Origin of the sequence: Neolewinella sp., assembly GCF_965214665.1 — a bacterium.
Lineage (GTDB): Bacteria > Bacteroidota > Bacteroidia > Chitinophagales > Saprospiraceae > Neolewinella.
Window position 1 is genome coordinate 2,973,394 of the sequence record NZ_OZ243970.1, and the last position, 19,905, is coordinate 2,993,298.

20 protein-coding genes are annotated in these 19,905 nt (G+C 58.3%); 11 read left to right on the top strand and 9 right to left on the bottom strand.

Features of this window, described 5'->3' with window-relative positions:
- Positions 1–243 precede the first annotated feature (243 nt).
- The 5 genes from ACOOHD_RS12790 to ACOOHD_RS12810 all read right to left on the bottom strand — a co-directional run bounded on the left by ACOOHD_RS12790 (position 244) and on the right by ACOOHD_RS12810 (position 4,049).
- Positions 244–465: a hypothetical protein gene (locus ACOOHD_RS12790; RefSeq protein WP_420458272.1), complete on the bottom strand. Its 222-nt coding sequence runs from the start codon at positions 463–465 to the stop codon at positions 244–246.
- A gap of 149 nt (positions 466–614) precedes the next feature.
- Positions 615–830, bottom strand: coding sequence for a hypothetical protein (locus ACOOHD_RS12795; protein WP_420458273.1), 216 nt, complete (start codon positions 828–830; stop codon positions 615–617).
- Between the two features lie 4 nt (positions 831–834).
- The gene (locus ACOOHD_RS12800; protein ID WP_420458274.1) at positions 835–1,416 is read right to left on the bottom strand and encodes an AAA family ATPase; all 582 of its coding nucleotides are present in this window, start codon (positions 1,414–1,416) and stop codon (positions 835–837) included.
- Positions 1,417–1,652: 236 nt separating this feature from the next.
- Positions 1,653–3,476 carry a GmrSD restriction endonuclease domain-containing protein gene (locus ACOOHD_RS12805; RefSeq protein WP_420458275.1) on the bottom strand — a complete coding sequence of 608 codons (1,824 nt, stop codon included), beginning with the start codon at positions 3,474–3,476 and terminating at the stop codon, positions 1,653–1,655.
- A 69-nt stretch (positions 3,477–3,545) separates the two neighbouring features.
- Entirely contained in the window at positions 3,546–4,049 is a 504-nt protein-coding gene (locus ACOOHD_RS12810) for a hypothetical protein (protein ID WP_420458276.1), read from the bottom strand.
- A gap of 48 nt (positions 4,050–4,097) precedes the next feature.
- On the opposite strand from ACOOHD_RS12810, the gene ACOOHD_RS12815 reads away from it, so the two are divergent.
- From ACOOHD_RS12815 to madM, 5 genes are all read left to right on the top strand, one after another.
- A complete protein-coding gene (locus ACOOHD_RS12815; protein ID WP_420458277.1) occupies positions 4,098–4,637 on the top strand; it encodes a DsrE family protein in 540 nt (179 codons plus the stop codon).
- A gap of 169 nt (positions 4,638–4,806) precedes the next feature.
- A complete protein-coding gene (locus tag ACOOHD_RS12820; protein WP_420458278.1) occupies positions 4,807–6,246 on the top strand; it encodes an amidohydrolase in 1,440 nt (479 codons plus the stop codon).
- A 65-nt stretch (positions 6,247–6,311) separates the two neighbouring features.
- A complete protein-coding gene (locus ACOOHD_RS12825; RefSeq protein WP_420458279.1) occupies positions 6,312–7,760 on the top strand; it encodes an acyl-CoA synthetase in 1,449 nt (482 codons plus the stop codon).
- Positions 7,757–8,137 carry a malonate transporter subunit MadL gene (gene madL, locus ACOOHD_RS12830; protein ID WP_420458280.1) on the top strand — a complete coding sequence of 127 codons (381 nt, stop codon included), beginning with the start codon at positions 7,757–7,759 and terminating at the stop codon, positions 8,135–8,137. Before ACOOHD_RS12825 ends, madL begins: the two co-directional genes overlap by 4 nt.
- Complete coding sequence (gene madM, locus ACOOHD_RS12835; protein WP_420458281.1) at positions 8,130–8,876, top strand: malonate transporter subunit MadM; 747 nt, start codon at positions 8,130–8,132, stop codon at positions 8,874–8,876. The genes madL and madM overlap by 8 nt, the downstream gene beginning before the upstream one ends.
- Before the next feature lie 110 nt (positions 8,877–8,986).
- On the opposite strand, the gene bshA is transcribed toward madM, so the two are convergent.
- On the bottom strand, positions 8,987–10,150 hold the full coding sequence (bshA, locus tag ACOOHD_RS12840; RefSeq protein WP_420458282.1) for an N-acetyl-alpha-D-glucosaminyl L-malate synthase BshA: 1,164 nt from the start codon (positions 10,148–10,150) through the stop codon (positions 8,987–8,989).
- A gap of 54 nt (positions 10,151–10,204) precedes the next feature.
- Between bshA and ACOOHD_RS12845 the strand changes: the two genes are divergently transcribed.
- From ACOOHD_RS12845 to ACOOHD_RS12870, 6 genes are all read left to right on the top strand, one after another.
- Positions 10,205–11,557, top strand: coding sequence for a M17 family metallopeptidase (locus tag ACOOHD_RS12845; protein WP_420458283.1), 1,353 nt, complete (start codon positions 10,205–10,207; stop codon positions 11,555–11,557).
- A gap of 210 nt (positions 11,558–11,767) precedes the next feature.
- Entirely contained in the window at positions 11,768–12,151 is a 384-nt protein-coding gene (locus tag ACOOHD_RS12850) for a hypothetical protein (RefSeq protein WP_420458284.1), read from the top strand.
- Between the two features lie 109 nt (positions 12,152–12,260).
- Positions 12,261–14,636, top strand: coding sequence for a TonB-dependent receptor (locus ACOOHD_RS12855; protein ID WP_420458285.1), 2,376 nt, complete (start codon positions 12,261–12,263; stop codon positions 14,634–14,636).
- The gene (locus ACOOHD_RS12860; RefSeq protein ID WP_420458286.1) at positions 14,633–15,514 is read left to right on the top strand and encodes a DUF4249 domain-containing protein; all 882 of its coding nucleotides are present in this window, start codon (positions 14,633–14,635) and stop codon (positions 15,512–15,514) included. The genes ACOOHD_RS12855 and ACOOHD_RS12860 overlap by 4 nt, the downstream gene beginning before the upstream one ends.
- 324 nt (positions 15,515–15,838) lie before the next feature.
- Positions 15,839–16,864: a DUF3078 domain-containing protein gene (locus ACOOHD_RS12865; protein WP_420458287.1), complete on the top strand. Its 1,026-nt coding sequence runs from the start codon at positions 15,839–15,841 to the stop codon at positions 16,862–16,864.
- A 6-nt stretch (positions 16,865–16,870) separates the two neighbouring features.
- On the top strand, positions 16,871–17,479 hold the full coding sequence (locus ACOOHD_RS12870) for a uracil-DNA glycosylase family protein (RefSeq protein WP_420458288.1): 609 nt from the start codon (positions 16,871–16,873) through the stop codon (positions 17,477–17,479).
- A 12-nt stretch (positions 17,480–17,491) separates the two neighbouring features.
- Here ACOOHD_RS12870 and ACOOHD_RS12875 read toward each other — a convergent pair whose 3' ends face one another.
- The 3 genes from ACOOHD_RS12875 to ACOOHD_RS12885 form a co-directional block, all read right to left on the bottom strand.
- Positions 17,492–18,178 (bottom strand): SDR family NAD(P)-dependent oxidoreductase, encoded by a 687-nt coding sequence (locus ACOOHD_RS12875; RefSeq protein ID WP_420458289.1) that lies wholly within the window; start codon positions 18,176–18,178, stop codon positions 17,492–17,494.
- Positions 18,179–18,270: 92 nt separating this feature from the next.
- A complete protein-coding gene (locus tag ACOOHD_RS12880) occupies positions 18,271–18,543 on the bottom strand; it encodes an HU family DNA-binding protein (RefSeq protein WP_420458290.1) in 273 nt (90 codons plus the stop codon).
- A gap of 369 nt (positions 18,544–18,912) precedes the next feature.
- Entirely contained in the window at positions 18,913–19,893 is a 981-nt protein-coding gene (locus ACOOHD_RS12885; protein WP_420458291.1) for a glycosyltransferase family 2 protein, read from the bottom strand.
- Positions 19,894–19,905: the final 12 nt, after the last annotated feature.

A 19,905-nucleotide genomic window follows, 5' to 3' on the forward strand; every position in this document is an offset into this window, starting at 1 on the left:
CTGTGGAGATACGGTGATCGAACGGCTTGGACTACTGCTGGCACCAACGTTGGCCCGGGTTGCAATTCTGTCACCCAGTCGCTCTGCTGCGGTGGCACCTTGGTTTGCCAAAATTCACCGGATAGTGACTGCTATGCGGCTTTTGCTAAGAATGGTGCCTACATTCATTTGATGGGATGATCGGGCGGAATTTAGATCGCCGACCGATACTCACCACCAGCGAGTTGGTATCGATAACTACCTTCACAACATTTGTTGATCGGTCCAATCAGTCAACCACTCATCCATCGTGTCGTCAGACCATGATTTCGTTTCCCATAGCTCATCCATGGCATCGCTCGCACGATCAGCAAAAAATGCTGCTAGGGTGCGACGCAACTTCAGCAGATCCTCTTCGCTCAGCTCGTGGCTGAACATCTTCATCAGTTCTAGTTGTCCGTTCGTTAAGGGTTTATCGAGGACCATGGCGGTGGGGATAAGATGACCGAATATCTGTGAAACTAACTTGCGGTTGACTTAGTCGCCTGGGTTGCAGATCACCTTCCGGCTGGTTAGGATGCAGTTAGCAAGGTTCAGCGGCATGTGCAAGTTTAGGAAAGGCTACCAAGAGTGGTCTACTCCTCGCCCCGCTCAAACATCTCCGGCCGCTCCGTAGTAATCCTCCCATCCGGGTACTCGTAGTACATGATCCCCTTCCGGGAGAAGATCTTGGGGATACCGTAGCGCGCATTCTCGAGTTGCGCGGCGTGGGCGGCCTGGCGGGCGATGCGCAGGATGTTGCGGAGCTTAAAGTAGATGCTGGTGTCGGAGAGGGTATCTACTTCTTTCATGGCATTACTGATTGGTCAGGGTTTGGAAGAAGGAGAAAAGGGACTGATGCTCGACGCTGTACTGCTGCGATACGCCAACAGCAACCTGTTCGTAGCCTTCGTCCCCGTTGTAGAGGAGTACCCAGTCGTCTGCTATCTCTGTGAAGTTGGTCCAGAAGTTGGTTAGGCTGCGTTGGAACCTTCTCTTTATGTCTTCAGTGGGTACATCGTGGCCGCCTTTTAGGACCCTTGACTTCACGCGGTCGATGCATACTGCTTCGCTATCCACGAAGATGTAGATCACCGTCAGTGCATAACCCATCTCCTTGCTCCGCGCCGCTACCTTATTGATGTAGCTGCCGGATAGCGTTGTTTCCAAAAGAACATTCTCTTTTTTCGCTAGACTTTCGTTTAACCGCGCGAAGAACAACCGACCAGCCTTCAGCGTGGGGTGGGTTTCCCCCCGGTTCTCCAACTCCTTGACTATCTCATCTGCATTCAGGAACTGGTAGCCCAACTCCCGTACGTAGGGTTTGGCGAAGGTGGTTTTGCCTACGCCGTTTGCTCCGGCTATTATGGTTAGGTTGAGTGAAATGAGTTGTTGCATTTGGTGGTTTCCAATCCAAAATATTTATATACGAGTGATCTATACTTAGTTTTAGCAACCCGGGACCCTGTACGGTGGCCCCTACGAAGCCTATGCTTCTTGTCTATGTAAAAACTATTAACCTAAATACTTACAAAAGCCTTCGAAGCAAAACTATATAAAACCTAACCTAATTAGTAGCAAGTCACTTAACCGATGTTAGTGTTATATATATTACATCTTATGTATTCTTTTTGCTAGAGGGGAAAATCCTCTTCGTCAGTGAACAATAATATTTGCTGATAGTTATCCTTGTCGACGTCCGTAATTTTTACTTTCATGTCAGGCAAAATTATACTTCTACTCTTCATTTTACTGATTTTATCTTTCATATTGTTACAAAAAGGATGCGAGGGTCGCCCGTTATCAATGGCAGTTTCTTTAACCTTTCGATAAGGAATTACATGATCGTATTGCACACCGCCGTGACTCAGATTATATATGCCACCACAAATGTGGCACCTAGTGCTTTGATCAAATAGTTCTCTGATATTTATTTGAGTTTTATCCCTTGAGGTATACATTCTCGAGCCAGACAATCTCCTACTTTTAGCTGACAGCTTTCCAATAATAGATTCTAACTTATCTTTGAAATCGTTACTTGTGATGTCATCGTTATTAGTATATAATGCAAATGCCAACTCTCTAAATATGTTACTGAGCTTTCTTACTGATTTTAATCCTGCTCCTGTATTTCTCGCTAGTGCAGCAAAGTCTGCTTTGTAAGTGTAAAAAACTCTTTCGAAATCCCCCCTGACAGAAGAGAAAAGCAATTTTTTATTCCGGATGTCGTTCTCGGATCCAGAGAGCATCCAACCTATAAATCCATAAAGTAGCCCCCTAACATACTGACCCCTGTTATTATACCAATAGAATAATGGAACTATAGATAGCGACTTTGAATTGTTGGTGAACGTTTCAATATGTTCTAGCTTGGAATCAAGTGATTTTAAAAGACGACTACCGTTTTTTATTACGGTCTCAGGATCGGAACTATTATCTTTAGAGAGTCGTTCTCGCTGATCTTTCGCAGTGAAGGCGACTTCGTTCCAGATAATAAGAGGTATTAGTTCAAATAAGTATTGATGTTTCTGAAAATATGCTGGTGACACCACCATAGGTACGGTCATGCTATTGATAGGCACCTCAAAGGGGGGCTCAAATAGTTTTTCGAATATTCTTTGACTGATAGTAGGAAAGCTGTCAAGTTCCGATTTTAGATCATCGTTCAAATTGTATTTTGGCCAAAAATGACCGCTCTTTCCAGCATTTGCGATTGACATTATGACTCTTGCATAACTACCTTTCCTAAATTCTATCAACGTAGTTTCCCAAGGATTGAGCGGTTGGCCCTGTTTATTTATTCTTAAAAAAGATTTCTCGGCGGAGTTGTAATCACCTTGTTCCCATTGACCAATTAACGACATACTTCCAATGAGTAGCTCGCTATAGAAAGATGCTTGTTTAAATTCAATCTCTGCCATCACTTTTCTGGGGGCAGCTTCTCCATCAGCTACAATCTTTCTGAGATTATCACAGGCATATTTAAAATTTGCAAACGCTCCGATTTCTCTATTAATCAAATTTCTTGTCTCGCCGGCTATTTTTTTGATCTGCTTAGTATCACGTCTCGCGTAATAACTAATGTTTTTATCGCCCCAGTCGTCCTTTAGCCAGGCACGGATAACGCTCAATCTATGTGCTCCATCTAAAACGTATATTAATCCCGTTTCATCACTCCTCCACAGGATAATACTTGGGATAATTCTCTCATTTACCACGGAGTCAATAAGTTCTAGACACTCTTCAGGAGTCCAGGCGTTTGTTTCTCTTTGAAAATCTGGCTTTCTTATATTCAGAAACCAATCACTCGCTATCTCTGAGTATTTTACATACGGGCTTTTCACTTTACTAGAGTGTTGGTTAAACCCATATTCATTATCATCAAATGACGCAAACCTGATTGACTCTCTTGGAATAAGATGATCAAGATGAACCTTACGTGACTCTTTAATTCTCATAGAAATAATAGACTAAATTAGATCTAAGTGGAAGTTTCAGATACATGTCCAAACGTTTCACAATATACTTCAACTCCGGTAAACTCCACCCTCACCCATCCCCCGCACCTCCCAAACAGCCACCCCCAAAGGCACCACCGACCCCACCCCAAACCCACAATCCACCAACTGCCAGTACCACGGGATGCCCCGCAGCGGACCACAGATGAACGCCAGCGGAAACACCAGCAGCGAGGCCCAAATCCCCACCCACAGCACCCCCTCGTAGCGCACCGGGTCCCGGTAGGGCAGGATGAAGAAGAGCATGATCATCAGGTGGCCGAAGGCCAGCCAGTCGGTGCCGTAGGCCAGCCAGAGGTAGTCGCGGTAGGTGACCTCCAGGCCCTGGCGGACGGTGAGAATCCACTGGGTAACACCATCATATAGGGCCGGGTCCAGGCTGCCGCCGGTGCCGACGAGCAGTTGGCTAAGCCAGTTGACCTCGGCCAAAAGAGGGAAGGCCGTGACGCCGGCCACGAAGAGGCCCGCCATGACGATCACGAGACACAGACGAATTTTGGTAAGGGGAGCCATAGGGTAAAAATAGGTACGCTGCTCCCACTACCCTAGCTTTACCCCACTATGACCGCTAACCGCCCCCTGTTGCTCCTCTTGCTTCTCCACTTACTTTGCACCTGCGGCCTCGCCCAGGATCAGGTGACTCCCGTGGTGCCCTACGGTGGCATCTACGCCATCCCCGAAGCGACGGTCACGCCCGACCCTGCGCTCGACTACCGCCTGGTGATCGACGTAGTGAGCGGCCACGACGAGCCGGATAGCCTGGGACAAGGACTTTATAACGTAGCGCGTATGCTCAACCTGTTCTCCGTAGGTGGGGTGCCGGACGAGCGGGTGGAGGTGGTGCTGGCGATCCACGGGGGGGCTACCTTCGGGGTGCTGACGGATGCGGCGTACCGGGAGCGGTTTGGGACGGATAATCCGAATCTGCCGCTACTGCGGGCACTACACGGGGCGGGCGTACGGGTGACGGTGTGCGGGCAGTCGCTGATTGGACGGGAGTTGCCCCTTACGGCGGTTTCTGAGGAGGTAGAAGTGGCTACCTCGATGCTGACGACGGTGGCGATGTACCAGATGCGGGGGTATGGGATGCTGCGGTTTTAGCGTCGGTTACAGTATGAGTTTTAAATACAACCACAGTGGGCACAGAATGACGCAGAGGCACGTCACACATGCTAAAACATCTCTGTGTCTCTCCGTGGCCTCTGTGGTTCAAAAATACCTACTTACAGTCCGTACCTTTAAGGACTAGCAAACATCATAATCTAGCACTATGCAACCAATACTCACTACCCTCCTACTAGCCCTCACCCTCCCCCTAACCGCCCAGTTCACCCCACCAGAACAGGCCGTACTCACCGAGCTCGACACCCGATCCGACCGCTACTTCGAAGTAGCCAAGCAAATCTGGAACTTCGCGGAGGTAGGCTACCAGGAAGCACAGAGCTCCGAGCTGCTACAGGAGACCCTCGCCGCGGAAGGTTTCACCGTAGCCGCTGGCGTAGCCGATATGCCCACCGCCTTCACGGCCACCTTTACGCGGGGCGAGGGACCCACCATCGGTATCCTCGGAGAGTACGACGCGCTGCCCGGTATCACGCAGACCGATAGCCCCGAGCGGAAAGAACGCGCCGACCTCACGGCCGGACACGCCTGCGGCCACCACCTCTTCGGCACCGGATCGGCCGCGGCGGCCATCGCCGTCAAGCACTGGATGGAGGACAATGACGTAGCCGGTACCCTGCGCTTCTACGGCTGCCCGGCCGAGGAGGGCGGAGCCGGAAAGGTGTACCTGGTGCGCGCCGGCCTCTTTGACGACGTGGACGCCGTGATCCACTGGCACCCCTCCGACGGGAACAGCGCCGATGCGGCCTCCTCGCTGTCGAATAAGTCGGCGAAGTTTCGCTTCTACGGGGTCTCGGCCCACGCCGCCTCCGCCCCCGAGAACGGCCGCTCGGCCCTCGACGGCGTGGAGGCTATGAACTATATGGTGAATATGCTGCGCGAGCACATGACCATGGAATCGCGCACCCACTACGTCATCACCCGCGGCGGGGAGGCACCGAACGTGATTCCGGATTTTGCCGAGGTGTTTTACTACGTGCGCCACCCCGATATGGCTATGGTGGCTCAGAATTTCGAGCGGGTGGTGAAGTGCGCCGAGGGGGCCGCGTTGGGTACCGGTACGACCATGGACTACGAGGTCATCCACGGGGCCTACAACTTACTGCCCAATGTGACGCTGAGCCAGGTGATGCACGAAAATTTGAGTCAGGTGGGCGGTGTGAGCTATACCCCGGAAGAACAGGCCTTCGCCGAGCAGATCGCCACCACCTTCACCGATCCGGGCAGTACTGAGCTGGCCTCGGCCGGGACGGTAGATTCCTTCCGCGTCATCCGCACCGGGCAGGGCGGCTCCACCGACGTGGGTGACGTGAGCTGGGTGGTACCCACCGTCGGACTGCGCACCGCCACCTGGGTACCCGGCACCTCGGCCCACAGCTGGCAGGCCATTGCCGCCGGCGGTACCTCCATCGGACAAAAGGGCATGACCGTAGCCGCTAAGACAATGGCCCTGACCGCTATGGACCTGATGCAGCAGCCCGAGCTGCTAGCCCGCGCCCGGGCAGAACTGCTGGAGCAGCGGGGGGAGGGCTTCGAGTACCAGGCCCTGCTGGGAGACCGGGAGCCGCCATTAGATTACCGGGAGTAAAGCATAAGGTCATGGCTACGGGTTTTCGGTAGTAGTTTGGGGCGCTCACTAAGTCAGTGCTCGCCATGCTTACCCTCATCGACCGGGCCGCCGCCTTCGGACCACGCACCGCCGTAGTCAGCGCGGGCCGGGATTATACTTATCAACAGCTACTGGACCGCTCGGCACGGATCGCCGCCGCGCTGCTCGCCGGTGCAACTGACCTGAAAGAAGAACGCATTGCCTTTCTGGTCCCGCCGGGCTTCGACTACGTCGCTATCCAGTGGGGCATCTGGCGGGCCGGGGGGATTGCCGTGCCGCTCTGCACCAAGCACCCTACGCTCTCGCTACGGTACGTCATCGAGGATACGGCGGCGCGTACCGTACTGTACACGAAATGGTTTGCGGACAAGCTGGCTCCGCTCTTCACCGAACTACCTGCAGACTTCATCCGGGCGGAAGATTACGGCAGCGCGCCAACCGCCTTACCCGACGTGGCCCCCGACCGCCGGGCCATGATCCTCTACACCAGCGGCACGACCGGTCGGCCGAAGGGGGTAGTGACTACCCACGCCAATACCGAGGCTCAGATCACCGCCTTAGTGAAGGCCTGGCAGTGGAGCGCTGACGATCGTATCCTCAATATCCTGCCGCTACACCACGTGCACGGCATCATCAACGTGCTATCCTGCGCGCTGTGGAGTGGGGCCTGCTGTGTGTTCTTACCTCGTTTCAGCGAGGGGGCGGTACTGGAGGTGTTCCGCCGGGGGGAGGTCAATGTGTTCATGGCAGTGCCTACGATTTACTACAAGCTCATCCACCACTACCACAGTCTACTGGAGGTGGAGCAGCGGGAGATCAGCGCGGCGCTACGCAAGTTCCGTCTCATGGTCTCCGGCTCGGCGGCACTGCCGGTATCGGTGCTGGAGGAATGGCGCGACATCAGCGGCCACACCCTCCTGGAGCGCTACGGGATGACCGAGATGGGCATGGCCATCAGCAATCCCTACCTGGGCGAGCGGCGGCCGGGCCACATCGGGCAACCACTAAACGGGGTGACAGTACGATTGGCGGACGACGGCGAGATTCAAGTTAAGGGTCCCAACGTATTCCTGGAGTACTGGGGCCGGCCGGAGGCTACCGCGGCCACCTTCACCGACGACGGTTGGTTTCGCAGCGGCGACATCGCCGTATACGAGGACGGTGCCTACCGTATCCTGGGCCGCAACTCGGTCGATATCATCAAATCGGGCGGTTACAAGATATCCGCCCTGGAGATCGAGGAGGTGCTGCGTACCCACCCACAAATCAAGGAGTGCGGCGTCGTCGGCCTACCCGACCCGGAGTGGGGCGAGATTATCGGGGCCAGTCTGATCACCGACGGTCACCCCCTCAACCTGGACGAGCTACAGGCCTGGCTCTGCGAGCGGCTACCGGGCTACAAACTACCGCGCCGCTACATCTTCCAGGACGAGCTGCCGCGCAACGTGATGGGCAAGGTCACTAAGCAGGAGCTCAAAACCGCCTTCGCATGACGATCTACGGGGTAGCCCTCCTGGCCTTCTGCTTCCTAGTGGGTAAGATCACCGGCACGCTGCTGGGGGCGGCCATCGGTATCGACGGCGACGTAGGTGGGGTGGGCTTTGCGATGCTACTGCTCGTAGTCGGCAACACCTACTTGAAACGTCACGGCGGGCTAACGACGGCAACGGCCGGCGGCATCCTCTTCTGGAGTGCCATGTACATCCCCATTATCGTCGCCATGGCCGCAGTGCAGAACGTCCGGGCAGCGCTGACGGGCGGCTGGGTGGCGCTGCTAGCCGGGATAGCGGCTACGGTGGGGGGCTTTATACTCGTGCCGGCGCTATCCCGGATCGGTCGATCTTTCGCAGAGGCTCCAGACCATGAGTGAGTTGATCGAGGAGGTGCTGATCAAGAACGACCTACTATTTGCCTTTCTCTGCGTGGGGCTGCTCATGTGGGTCTGCTTCTGGGTAGCGAAGCACCTAGTTGGCAACAGAATCCCCGGTGTGGCCCTGGCCATCGTGGCCGGTCTCGGATTGGCCTTCCTCGGTGGTAAGAAGGGGCTGGCCGACGTCCCCCTCTTTGCCGGTCTAGCTTTACTCGGCGGGTCCATGCTACGTGACTTCGCGGTGGTCGCCACGGCCATGGGCGCGGACCTGGACAAGATCCGCTCGGCGGGTCTGGCGGGCACCGTGGCCCTCTTCGTCGGCGTGCTGCTTTCCTTCGTACTCGGAGTAGCCGTGGCCTTTACCCTAGGCTACACCGATCCGGTCAGCCTGACCACCATCGGGGCCGGAGCCTGCACCTACATCGTGGGGCCGGTGACGGGCGGGGCACTGGGGGCTAGCTCGGAGGTGATCGCCATCAGCATTGCCGCCGGGGTGGTGAAGACCATCGTGACTACGGTGGCTACCCCGCTGGTGGCGCGTTCTATCGGTCTTGATAATCCACATTCGGCGGCAGTATTCGGGGGGCTGATCGGTACGACGAGTGGGGTGGCGGCGGGGCTGGCGGCTACGGATACGCGGCTGGTGCCCTATGGGGCGCTTACGGCTACGTTTTATACTGGGCTGGGGTGTTTGCTTTGCCCTTCGGTGTTATTTCTGCTGGTGGTGTGGGTGGTTTGACCACTGGTTGGGCTAGTGTCGTCTGCGCCTGGCGGCGCTGGGGTTGAACCGCAGATTACACGGATTAACACAGATTTTGCTGTACGTACATAGCGCGGAGCTGCGCGAACCTAGCAGTCCATTACAGGCTCCTGAGGTTTCACCCGGCTCCGCTCCAGTACCCGCTCATAGTAGGCCTCGTACTTCGGGAGCATCGCCTCAATATCAAAGCGCGCAGCCTGCGCCAACGCCCGCTCCCGGAAGCCCCGCAGCGACGCCTCAGTATCCAGGATCTTCAACACATCCTCCGCCATCTTATCGACCATGCCGACGCCGGAGGTGTAGCCGGTCTTGCCGTCGATATTCACCTCAGGAATACCCCCCACGTTACTACTTACCACCGGCACCTCGCAGGCCATCGCCTCCAGGGCAGCCAGACCGAAGCTCTCACTGGCCGAGGGCAGTAGGAATACATCGGCTACGGCCAGCAGCTCCTCCACGGCATCCTGCTTGCCAAGGAAGCGGATGTCCTTGGTCAGGCCCAGGCGGCGGCTCAGGTCCTCGCACTTACCGCGTTCGGGGCCGTCGCCAATGAGTAGCAGCTTACTGGGCGTCTGATCATGAATGATCTTGAAGATGTAGATTACGTCATCTACCCGCTTGACGGGCCGGAAGTTGGACACGTGGATCAGGATGTGCTCGCCGTTGGGTGCGATGGCCCGCCGGAAGTGCTCCTTATCGTCGCGCCGAAAGCGCTTGAAGTCAATGAAGTTGTAGATCACCTCGATGGGCCGACAGATATCAAAGCTCTTCAGCGTGTCCTTTTTTAACGACTCGGAGACGGCCGTTACCCCGTCCGACTTATTGATCGCAAAGGTGATTGTGGGGGCAAAGGCCGGATTAGAGCCCACCAGCGTAATATCGGTGCCGTGCAGGGTAGTGATGAAGGGCACGTAGCGCTCCCGCGAGAGCAGGATCTTACGGGCCATGTAGGCCACCGCGGCGTGGGGTACGGCATAGTGTACGTGCAGGAGGTCCAGCGCATAGTTTTCCACTACGTCCACCAACTTGGAGGCCAGGGCCGTTTCGTAGGGCGCGAACTCGAACAGCGGGTAGTCGGCCCCGCTATCGACCTCGTGGTAGAACACGTTTTCGTGGAAGAAGCCCAGCCGCGCCGGCCGCCGGTAGGTGATGAAGTGGATCTCGTGTCCGCGGCGGGCCAGCCCCAGTCCGAGCTCGGTGGCCAGCACGCCGCTGCCGCCGTAGGTAGGATAACAGACCACGCCAATCTTCATGCTGTTGCTAATGCGGTAGGCCCCAAAATAGTTTGCCGCCGCTACCTTCGCCCTATGCCTACGACCATTACCCTGCTGCCCGCCGCCCACGGGGGGCCCTACGCCGACTCCGTCCTGCCCGGGAAGTACCTGCGTGACCCCGGAGCCGCGCACTATATCGCCCGCCTTCCGGAAGATGCTGCACCCGCCCCGATAGCTATCGGGGCGCAAAATTTGGGACGTACCCTGAGCTACGAGGCGGGCCAGCAACTCGATCAGGAAGTGACCATTGAGGCCCCGGACGTAGACCCTAAACTCACCACCGCCTTCATCGGGGGGCTCAAACTAGGCAGCTACTCCGCCGGCAGCCAGCGGCAGGACTATAAGCCACACCCCCTCCTCCAGGGCAACATAAACTGGACGGGCGGGGACGCAGGTGCGGAGATGGTCGTGGCGGACGTACAGACGCGCATCATGGCCCTGGTCGACGCGCCAGCTAACCAAAAACGACCTCAGGACCTGGCGAAGTGGGCCACGGAGAGCGGCGACACCTACGGCTATTCCGTCAAATTGCTCGACAAGGAAGCCTGCCGGGAAGAAGGCCTGCACGCCTTACTGGCCGTCAACCGTGGTAGCGAGGACCCCGCCGTACTGATCGTCATGAAGTACCGCGGCGGGGGGCCCGACGGCGACACCACGGCCCTCATCGGTAAGGGTGTCACCTTCGATACCGGCGGGGTGAGCATCAAGGGGAGTCAGAACCTGCACCTGATGAAGTCCGACATGGGCGGCGCGGCGGCCGTCTTCGGTACCCTAGAGGCCGCCGCCCGCCTGCAACTGCCCGTCAACCTGGTCGGCATCGTACCGGCCACCGACAACAGCGTCGACGCCCTGAGCATCAAGCCGAGCGATGTGATCCAGAGCCACGCCGGCAAGACCATCGAAATCATCGATACCGATGCCGAGGGCCGTCTGATCATGGCTGACGGCCTCAGCTACGCCGTGAAGTACCACCAGCCCACCACCCTGATCGACGTGGCCACCCTGACCGGCAGTGCGGTGCGCACCTTCGGCTACGTCTGCGCCGCTACGCTGAGTAAAAACGAGGAGCTGGTGGAGCAGTTCCGCCGCGCGGGGGAGACTAGTGGCGAGCGCATCTGGCCCCTCCCTCCCTGGGACGACTTCGCCAAGGGACTGGCCAGCGACGTGGCCGACGTGAAGAATTTCAGCGGTACTCCCCTGCACGGCGCTACGGATGCCTTCAAATTTTTGGAAAACTTTACGCACGACCACGGGCGGTATATCCACTTCGACATTGCCGGGGTGGCGCTGAAGCAGGGGCCTTTCGCGAAGGACCGGCAGGCTACTGGCTTTGGGGTGCGGTTGTTCTTAGCTTGGCTACAGCAGCAAATGACAGAAACTGTCTAGTCAAGTGTCTCAAGTAACGACCCCAGAGAACGCAGAGGGCCACAGAGCGGTCTGACTCACACTACACGCTCACCTCCTCTGTGTCCCTCCGTGCCCTCTGTGGTTCAACCCCCAGCGCCGCCAGGCGCAGATAACGCACGGGCGAAATTTTCAGTAAGACAAACCGAACAATTTGTTTTAAACTTCTTTCTAACTTTTAAACAACCCACCATGAAAGTACAAGTCCAAGAAAAGCCCCGCCTCCAGCACGGCCGCCACGTCGTCACCATCACCGAAATTTCCGAAGGAAAGAGCGAGTACAAGGGCATCCCCTTCTTCGCCGCCCGCATGGAGACCGAGGAGGGCTTCGTGGAGCAGCGCTTCTACGACAGCGAGCCCAGCAAGCCCATCCTGGCCGAGCTGATGCGCGCCGTGGAGATGGAGGGCGACGAGCTCGACACCGAGCAGCTCGTCGGTAAGCAGCTTAGCGTGGAGGTGCACGAGCGCAGCTATCCCGACCCCGACACGGGCGTAGAAAAGACCATTACCGAGGCCGGTCACTTCCTGAAGGTGGGCGAGGCCGATACCAGCGACCAGCCCGGTAGCAAGGGATAAGCGTCTCTTAGGTGTCACATCTACTACCTATGGCGTAGCGGAACTAACCCCGCTGCGCCATACGTCGTTATGGGGGTACCCCTCGCCAAGCGCCCCTAGTCCGATACGTATGAAGCACCTGCTCACCTTCCTCACACTGTGTTGCTCGCTGAGTCTGCTCGCCCAGACTAACGTCACCGTCAAGGGCTACGTCCGCGACGCGGCTAACGGCGAGACGCTCATCGGTGCCACCGTCTACCTCGACGGCACCACTAAGGGCACCACCACCAACGAGTACGGCTTTTACTCCCTCACCGTTGCTCCCGATACCTACACCCTGGTGGTCACTTACCTGGGCTACGGCGAGCAGCGGCGGGAGGTAAAGCTGCTTGGTAACCTAACGGCGGATTTCAATCTTGGCGAGGCCGGCAGCGTCCTGGAAGAGGTACTGGTGACGGCTACGGAGGAGGACCAGAACGTAAGCACGGTGCAGATGAGCGTGGAGCAGCTCGATATGAGCACCATCGAAAAACTGCCTAGCTTGCTCGGGGAGGTCGACGTGCTCCGTAGCATTCAGCTCTTGCCCGGCGTGACCAGTGTGGGCGAGGGCGCGGCCGGCTTCAACGTACGCGGCGGGAGCATCGATCAGAACCTGGTGATCCTGGACGAGGCTCCGGTTTTTAATTCCAGCCACTTGTTCGGCTTTTTTTCAGTCTTCAATCCCGATGCGGTCAAGGGCGTGAAGCTCTACAAGGGCGGCATCCCGGCGCGCTACGGCGGACGGCTCTCCTCCATTCTCGACGTGCGCATGAAGGAGGGTAACAACCAGCAGTTCGAGATGCAGGGCGGCATCGGTACCATCTTCAGCCGGCTCAGCGTGGAAGCGCCGCTGGTGAAGGATAAATCGTCCTTCCTACTGGCCGGCCGGCGTAGCTACATCGACGTGCTGGCCGCCCCCTTTCTGAATGAGAACCTCGACGGGACCAAGCTCAACTTCTACGACCTGACGCTGAAGACCAACTACCGCTTCAGCGACCGCGACCAGATTTTTCTGTCCGGCTACCTCGGCCGCGATGTCTTCAGCCCCGGTGATGATGCCGGCTTCAGCTGGGGCAACGCCACAGGCACCTTGCGCTGGAACCACCTCTTTACCGATAAACTCTTCGCTAACCTCACCGCCTACTACAGCGACTACGACTACGCCATCGACTTCGGGGCGGATCCCAACGAGGATGCCTTTAACTGGGATGCTAGTATCGTCAATACGAGCCTCAAACCAGAGTTCTCCTACTTCATCAGCCCCACCAATGTGCTGCGCTTCGGCGGACAGATCATCCACTACCGCTTCGAGCCGGCCAACGCCGTGGCCGTGAGCCAGGGTGACCGTATCGACATTAGCGTCAACCGGCAGTGGGCCCTGGAGTCCGGCGCCTTCGTGGAGCACGAGGTCACGCTCTTCGAAAAGTTCAAGCTCAACTACGGCATCCGCCTGAGCCACTTCGCCTACCTCGGCGGCCGCAATGCCTACACCTACGGCGAGCCCCTCCGCGAGGGACTACCCCGCCCGCTCACCGGCATCACCACCACCGAGCGCGGCGAAACCATCAAGGACTGGCTCAACTGGGAGCCCCGCGCCGCTTTACAGTATGCCCTCACCGAGACCAGTTCGGTTAAGGCCAGCTACCAGCGCACCGCCCAGTACATCCATCTGCTCAGCAATACCACCGCCTCCATCCCCCTCGACATCTGGACGCCGAGTACCAACAATATCGACCCTCAGCTGGCCGACCAGGTTGCCCTGGGCTACTTCCGCAACTTCCGGGACAATGCCTTCGAACTAAGTTTGGAAACCTACTACAAGTCCTTCGATAACCTCATCGACTACATCGACGGGGCCGACCTGGTGCTTAATGAGTTCGTCGAGGGGCAGGTCCTGGTCGGAACCGGCCGGGCCTATGGTACCGAGTTACAATTCAAGAAAACCAAGGGCCGCGCCTCGGGCTGGCTCAGCTACACCCTGGCCCGTACCGAGCGGCTCGTGGAGGGTATCAATAACGACGAGTGGTACCCCACACGCTTCGACCAGACGCACAACTTCAACCTCACGGGCTTCTACGAGCTCAATGACCGCATCACGCTCAGCGCCACCTTCGTCTACAATACCGGCACCCCGCTTACCCTGGCCAACAGCGGCTACTACCAGCTGGGCTATTACGTACCGAATAACGCCGGGGACGCCCGCAACAACTTCCGCATTCCGGACTACCACCGCCTGGACGTCTCCCTTACCCTCGACCCCAAAAAGGAAAAAGCCGACCGCCGCTGGCAGGGGCAGTGGGTCTTCGGTATTTATAACCTCTACGCCCGCCGCAATCCCTTCACCGTCTACGGGCAGCAGGCCGACGGGCGCACCGCCCCCGGCGCGGCCATCAACACCGAGGCCATCAAGCTCTCCGTAGTCGGTAGCATCGTTCCCTCCGTATCCTACAATTTCACCTTCAAATGATGCGCTTGCTCTCCCTGCTGCTGCTCGCCGCTGCGGTACACAACTGCACCGACCCTGTGGAGCTCACCACCGACTTTGAGACCCCGGAGCTGGTGGTCGATGCCTGGCTAACGGACGAGTCCGCACCGCAGACCATCCGCCTCACGCTCAGCCAGGACTACTACGCCAACCGCCTACCCGCCGGCGTGGAGGATGCTGAGGTGGTCGTCTGTCTGGAGTCCGGCGCAGCCTGCTACCCCTTTGTGCATCAGGATTCAGGCCGCTACGTCTGGACGCCCCAGCCCGGGGAGACTCTTGGTCGGGTCGATGATCGGTTCGTGCTGGGTATCCGGCGTGGCGAGGAGAACTACGCCGCTACCTCCACCATGCGCCGGGTTCCACCCATCGACTCCATCGCTGTACGCCTCGAGGAGGACCAGCTCGGGTTGGATGAGGGACTGTACGCCCAGTTGTATGCCCGCGACTTCGTCGGCGAGGGCGACGCGTACCTGGTCCGTACTACCATCAACGACACCCTGCTCAACCGCCCCCGGGAGTTGAATCTGGTGTACGATGCCACCTTCGATGCCGGTAGCGGAACAGACGGGATTGTCTTTATCTCCCCCATCCGCTTCAACATCAATAAGATTGACGACAACGGTGGCTTCGTAGCCCTGGAACCAGGCGACCGGATCGAGGTGGAGATCTGGTCGCTAAACCCCGAGGCCTTTTTCTTCCTGAGCGTAGCCCGCGATCAGATCCAGAATGGCGACAATGGCATCTTCCAGATTCCCGTAGCCAACTCCCCGGGTAACGTGATTGACCTGGCTACTGAGGAGCCCATCCTGGGAGTATTTAACGTATCGGCGGTCAGTTCCGCTACTAGAATAGTAGAATAGAACCCCCCTAGCTTTGTATTCTGTGCTGTGGGTTGTATTTAAAAGACTCATTATTATCCTGGCCGGGATCGCCGGTGCCTTCGCCATTGGCTACGGCATGGCCTCACGGCACATCATGGGCAACATCCTAGTCTCTTTTTACAACCGCGATCAGCTGCGGCTAGGTGACGAGGTGAGCATCGGCGAGAGGAGTCCAAGTTCACCATCCCCTTCAGCAAGCTCAGCAGCGAAGGCTTCGAGATGCACAGCCGGCGGGAAGGGGGGCGCCAGCAGCAGTTACCGCCACATTTGGAGGGGTAAACCCGCGGCGGTTAGTTTTACCGCATGAACCATGCGCCCCTCTTACTAGCGCTGCTGTTATGCAGTAGCTCCGCCTTGTTAGCCCAGAAAGAAAAGGAAAAAGAAGAGATCCCCGAGGGCTGGCGCTTCGGCGTCGGTATCGGACTCGACGTGTCCCAGCTCCTCAATATCAATCCCCGGCAGGGAGCTGCCCAGAACCGCCTGGGTCTGGAGGGCGCTTTCAACAGCTTCGCCAACCTGAAGCGCGGCCGCCAGGCCTGGGACAACACCGTGCTGTGGCAGTTCGGCCTACAGCGCATCGGCTCGGGCACCGTTACCCAGGGGTCTAACGACAAGGTGCCCTTCCAGAAGACCATCGACGAGATCCGCCTGGCCAGTAAGTACGGCATCCAGATCAGACCCGAGGGCCGAGTGTACTACTCCGTCAACGGCACCTTCATGAGCCAGATCCTGCCGACCTACCAGTTTCCGGACCGCGCATCTGGTAATTATGTTACGGACTTCCTCGACACTGGTCGTAGTCCCCGCTCGAAATTCCTCTCCCCAGCCACGGCTACCGCCTCTCTCGGTATCGATTACAAGCCCGTGGAAGAGTTGTCAATTTTCTTCTCCCCCCTGTCCAGCAAATTCATCATCGTGGCCAACGACAGCATTGCCGCCCGGGGGGTACACGGCAACGAGGTCAGCGGGGAAGCCAACGCAGTGGGCATCTACCCCGCGTACAAGAACGTCGATGCCCAGCTCGGGGCCCTGCTGCAAGTACAGTACAAGACCTCTTTTCTGACCGACGACCGGGCCACCTTCACCTCCAACCTCACCCTCTACGCCAATTACCTGCGCGACCCACAGAACGTAGACGTCGACTGGCTCAACGGACTTTCCTTCGCCCTCACCGAGCACCTGCAGATCAATCTGTTTGTCAACGCCTTCTACGACGATAACATCCGCGTACAGGTCACCGACAACGACCAGCCCAACGGTACCTTCGGCCTCGGCCAGCGCGTCAGCATCACCCAGCAACTGCTCATCAGCTACGCACGCACCTTCTAGCACCCCATGGCCAAGGGCTTCACCCCCACCTACGATCACCCCCTGCTCACCCGGGCCCGTGCCTGCACGGTCTGCGCCGCCCACCTCCCCCTGGGCCCCAACCCCATTTTTCGCATCCATCCGGAATGCACCATAGCCCTCATCAGCCAGGCCCCCGGCCGCCTGGCCCACCTGTCGAGCGTAGCCTGGGACGACCCCAGCGGCCGCCGCCTGCGCGACTGGCTCGGCGTCACGGATGAAGAGTTCTTCCATTCCCCCACCTTCGCCATACTCCCCATCGGCTTCTGCTACCCCGGCAAGGGCAAGGGCGGCGACCTGCCCCCCCGCCCCGAGTGTGCCCCGCTCTGGCAGGAGCCTCTACTCTCGCTCCTGCCCAACCTGAAACTGAAGGTGTTAATCGGCGCCTACTCCCAAGCCCACTACCTCGGTGACCGCCGCAAGAAGAACCTCACCGAGACGGTACGCAGCTACCGGGAATATCTCCCGGAGTACTTCCCCGTACCCCACCCGAGCCCCCGCAACGGTATCTACCTGCGCCGCAACTCCTGGTTTGAGGAAGATAACGTACCGCACCTCCAGGAGCTGGTCGCTGGGGCCAAGCGTCCGACGCTTTAAGGCGTCCGACGCTTAGATAGCCCCCAGCCCCCCATCCATCCCGATCACCTGCCCGGTGATGAAGGCCGCCCGCTCCCCCAGCAGGTACGCCGCCATACTGGCGATCTCCCCCGCCGTACCCACCCGGTTCAGCGGATGCCGCTTGGCACTGGCCTCCCGCTTATCGTCGCTCGCCAGTAGCTTTTCGGCCAGCGGGGTATCGGTAAGCGAGGGGGCGATGCAGTTGACGCGAACCCCCGGTGCGTATTCTGCCGCCAGACTGCGCGTCAGTCCCTCGATGGCCCCCTTAGCCGAAGCAATCGCGGCGTGGAAGGGCATCCCCCGCTGCACCGCCACGGTCGAAAACAGCACCACCGCCGCCCGCCCGCTCTGCTTCAGCGTCCGCTCGGCGGCCTGTAGGCAGCGTACGGCTCCCACTACATTGAGCTCGAAGGCCTCCCGGAAAGCATCCGGTTTGAGGCTCCGGAAGGAGCGCAGGTCAATGCTACCGGGGCAGTATACGAGTCCGTCGAGTTGCGTGGGCACGGCGGATTTAAAGTCGGCACGATCGTCCGTCACGTCGAGGGAGGTAAAGGTGACAGCATCGGGCAGGTCGCGACGTTCGCGGGCCCAGACGTGCATGGTATGGCCAGCCTGTAGGAGTTGATCGACGAGGGCGCGGCCGATCCCGGAGGAGCCGCCCACAATTAGGTAGGTCATGGAAAGGGGGAAAATTAGAACGACCCGGCCGGCGCGCTGCCGGTCGGGTCGTTGGGTCGGGGCCTTGGAGGGCCTAATGGGGCTGGGCCGGTTTAGTTGACCGACTCGCTGAGTTTCTTACCGGGCTTGAACTTGACGACGTTCTTGGCGGCAATCTGGATGGTCTCGTTAGTGCGGGGGTTACGGCCTTCGCGGGCGGGGCGGTTGGTGACCGAAAAGGTACCGAAACCGATCAGGCTCACGCTATCCTCGTCCTTCAGGGCATCCTCAATGCTCTCGGTCATGGCGCTCAGCGCTTTTTCGGCTTGGTCCTTGGTAAGGTCGGCTTTGTCGGCAATGGCCGATACGAGTTCTCCTTTATTCATTACTAGGTTAATTTGGTTGTGAGTCGATGAGTGTTGCCCACCGCCAGGAATGCCCTGGTTTACGGGTGCAAACGTAGAAATTTCCGCGGTGTTTATGCGCCTTTCCCTTATTTTCCTTGTGTTTGGGGGGCGTTTTCGGGGTGTCTTAGGGGGCTGCGTCATCTGGGGTAGGGGCCCTAGATGTAAGCCAGGTGCGGGGCATGTGGAACAGTTGCAGAGTCCTGCATGCCTGCGGTACTACAGACCCCGCAACGAAGGGCGCCCCTTCCAGGGACGATTATGGATCATATCTCACCGCCTACCTACCGTCCCCGGAAGGGGCGCCCTAACCTAGTAAGGTCTGTAGCCTGGCGTAGCCAGGCAAGGGCCTTACGCCTTACGCACAACCCGCGACGGACGACCCACCGGCACCTCCACCCCCCCAAACCGCTTGATCTCCCGCACCTTATACGGTCGCTTATTCTGGCTCTCGTAGTACGTACGCATCAGTACCTCGACGATGATGCCGACCGTAACGAGCTGAATACCGGCCAGTACCAGCAGCGCCCCCAGGATCAGAATGGGCTTGCCCCAGATATCCTGCCCCAGCAACTTCAGCCCCAGGAGATACAGATTAATGAGGGCACCGACGGTGAAGAGCAATAGCCCGGCCTGGGCAAACAAGTGCATGGGCTTCTGGAGGTATTTCTTGAGAAAGAGCATCAGGATTAGGTCGCTGACGACTTTAAAGGTGCGGCCTAGTCCATACTTGCTCTTACCGAACTTGCGGGCGTGGTGGCGTACCGGCACCTGGGTGATGCGGGCCCCCTCGAGGCTCGCCAGTACGGAAATGAAGCGGTGCAGCTCGCCGTAGATGCCCAGGTCCTTGGCGATCTCGGCGCGGAATACCTTGAGCGCACAGCCGTAGTCACGCAGGTGCACGCCGCTGAGCTGGCGGATGAGCCAGTTGGCCACGCGACTGGGCCCCCTGCGCAGCACCGCCCCGTCCTGGCGATTAACACGCTCGCCCACTACCAGATCCCAATCGCCCTGCTCGACCAGGCGGAGCATGGCGGGGATGTCGGCAGGGTCGTTCTGCAGGTCGCCGTCGAGGGTGGCGATGTATTGGCCGCGGGCTACGTCGATGCCGGCCATGAGGGCCAGGCTCTGCCCATAGTTCTTGCGTAGCTCGACGACGACTAAGTGGGGGTCGTCAAGGCTTTTGAGGAGCTGGACGGAGCCGTCGTTGCTGCCGTCGTCAACGTACACTACCTCGTAGTCGTAGCCCTCCAGCGCGGCGTGGACCTGCGCTAAGAGGGGCCGGATGTTATCCAACTCATTGAAGATGGTGATGACTACGGAGAGCTGCACGGGGGGATTTAC

Excerpts from the sequence above, each read along its gene's own strand:
- ACOOHD_RS12790 (WP_420458272.1), bottom strand. The coding sequence starts at position 465 with ATGGTCCTCGATAAACCCTTAACGAACGGACAACTAGAACTGATGAAG.
- ACOOHD_RS12795 (WP_420458273.1), bottom strand. The coding sequence starts at position 830 with ATGAAAGAAGTAGATACCCTCTCCGACACCAGCATCTACTTTAAGCTC.
- ACOOHD_RS12800 (WP_420458274.1), bottom strand. The coding sequence starts at position 1,416 with ATGCAACAACTCATTTCACTCAACCTAACCATAATAGCCGGAGCAAAC.
- ACOOHD_RS12805 (WP_420458275.1), bottom strand. The coding sequence starts at position 3,476 with ATGAGAATTAAAGAGTCACGTAAGGTTCATCTTGATCATCTTATTCCA.
- ACOOHD_RS12810 (WP_420458276.1), bottom strand. The coding sequence starts at position 4,049 with ATGGCTCCCCTTACCAAAATTCGTCTGTGTCTCGTGATCGTCATGGCG.
- ACOOHD_RS12815 (WP_420458277.1), top strand. The coding sequence starts at position 4,098 with ATGACCGCTAACCGCCCCCTGTTGCTCCTCTTGCTTCTCCACTTACTT.
- ACOOHD_RS12820 (WP_420458278.1), top strand. The coding sequence starts at position 4,807 with ATGCAACCAATACTCACTACCCTCCTACTAGCCCTCACCCTCCCCCTA.
- ACOOHD_RS12825 (WP_420458279.1), top strand. The coding sequence starts at position 6,312 with ATGCTTACCCTCATCGACCGGGCCGCCGCCTTCGGACCACGCACCGCC.
- madL (WP_420458280.1), top strand. The coding sequence starts at position 7,757 with ATGACGATCTACGGGGTAGCCCTCCTGGCCTTCTGCTTCCTAGTGGGT.
- madM (WP_420458281.1), top strand. The coding sequence starts at position 8,130 with ATGAGTGAGTTGATCGAGGAGGTGCTGATCAAGAACGACCTACTATTT.
- bshA (WP_420458282.1), bottom strand. The coding sequence starts at position 10,150 with ATGAAGATTGGCGTGGTCTGTTATCCTACCTACGGCGGCAGCGGCGTG.
- ACOOHD_RS12845 (WP_420458283.1), top strand. The coding sequence starts at position 10,205 with ATGCCTACGACCATTACCCTGCTGCCCGCCGCCCACGGGGGGCCCTAC.
- ACOOHD_RS12850 (WP_420458284.1), top strand. The coding sequence starts at position 11,768 with ATGAAAGTACAAGTCCAAGAAAAGCCCCGCCTCCAGCACGGCCGCCAC.
- ACOOHD_RS12855 (WP_420458285.1), top strand. The coding sequence starts at position 12,261 with ATGAAGCACCTGCTCACCTTCCTCACACTGTGTTGCTCGCTGAGTCTG.
- ACOOHD_RS12860 (WP_420458286.1), top strand. The coding sequence starts at position 14,633 with ATGATGCGCTTGCTCTCCCTGCTGCTGCTCGCCGCTGCGGTACACAAC.
- ACOOHD_RS12865 (WP_420458287.1), top strand. The coding sequence starts at position 15,839 with ATGAACCATGCGCCCCTCTTACTAGCGCTGCTGTTATGCAGTAGCTCC.
- ACOOHD_RS12870 (WP_420458288.1), top strand. The coding sequence starts at position 16,871 with ATGGCCAAGGGCTTCACCCCCACCTACGATCACCCCCTGCTCACCCGG.
- ACOOHD_RS12875 (WP_420458289.1), bottom strand. The coding sequence starts at position 18,178 with ATGACCTACCTAATTGTGGGCGGCTCCTCCGGGATCGGCCGCGCCCTC.
- ACOOHD_RS12880 (WP_420458290.1), bottom strand. The coding sequence starts at position 18,543 with ATGAATAAAGGAGAACTCGTATCGGCCATTGCCGACAAAGCCGACCTT.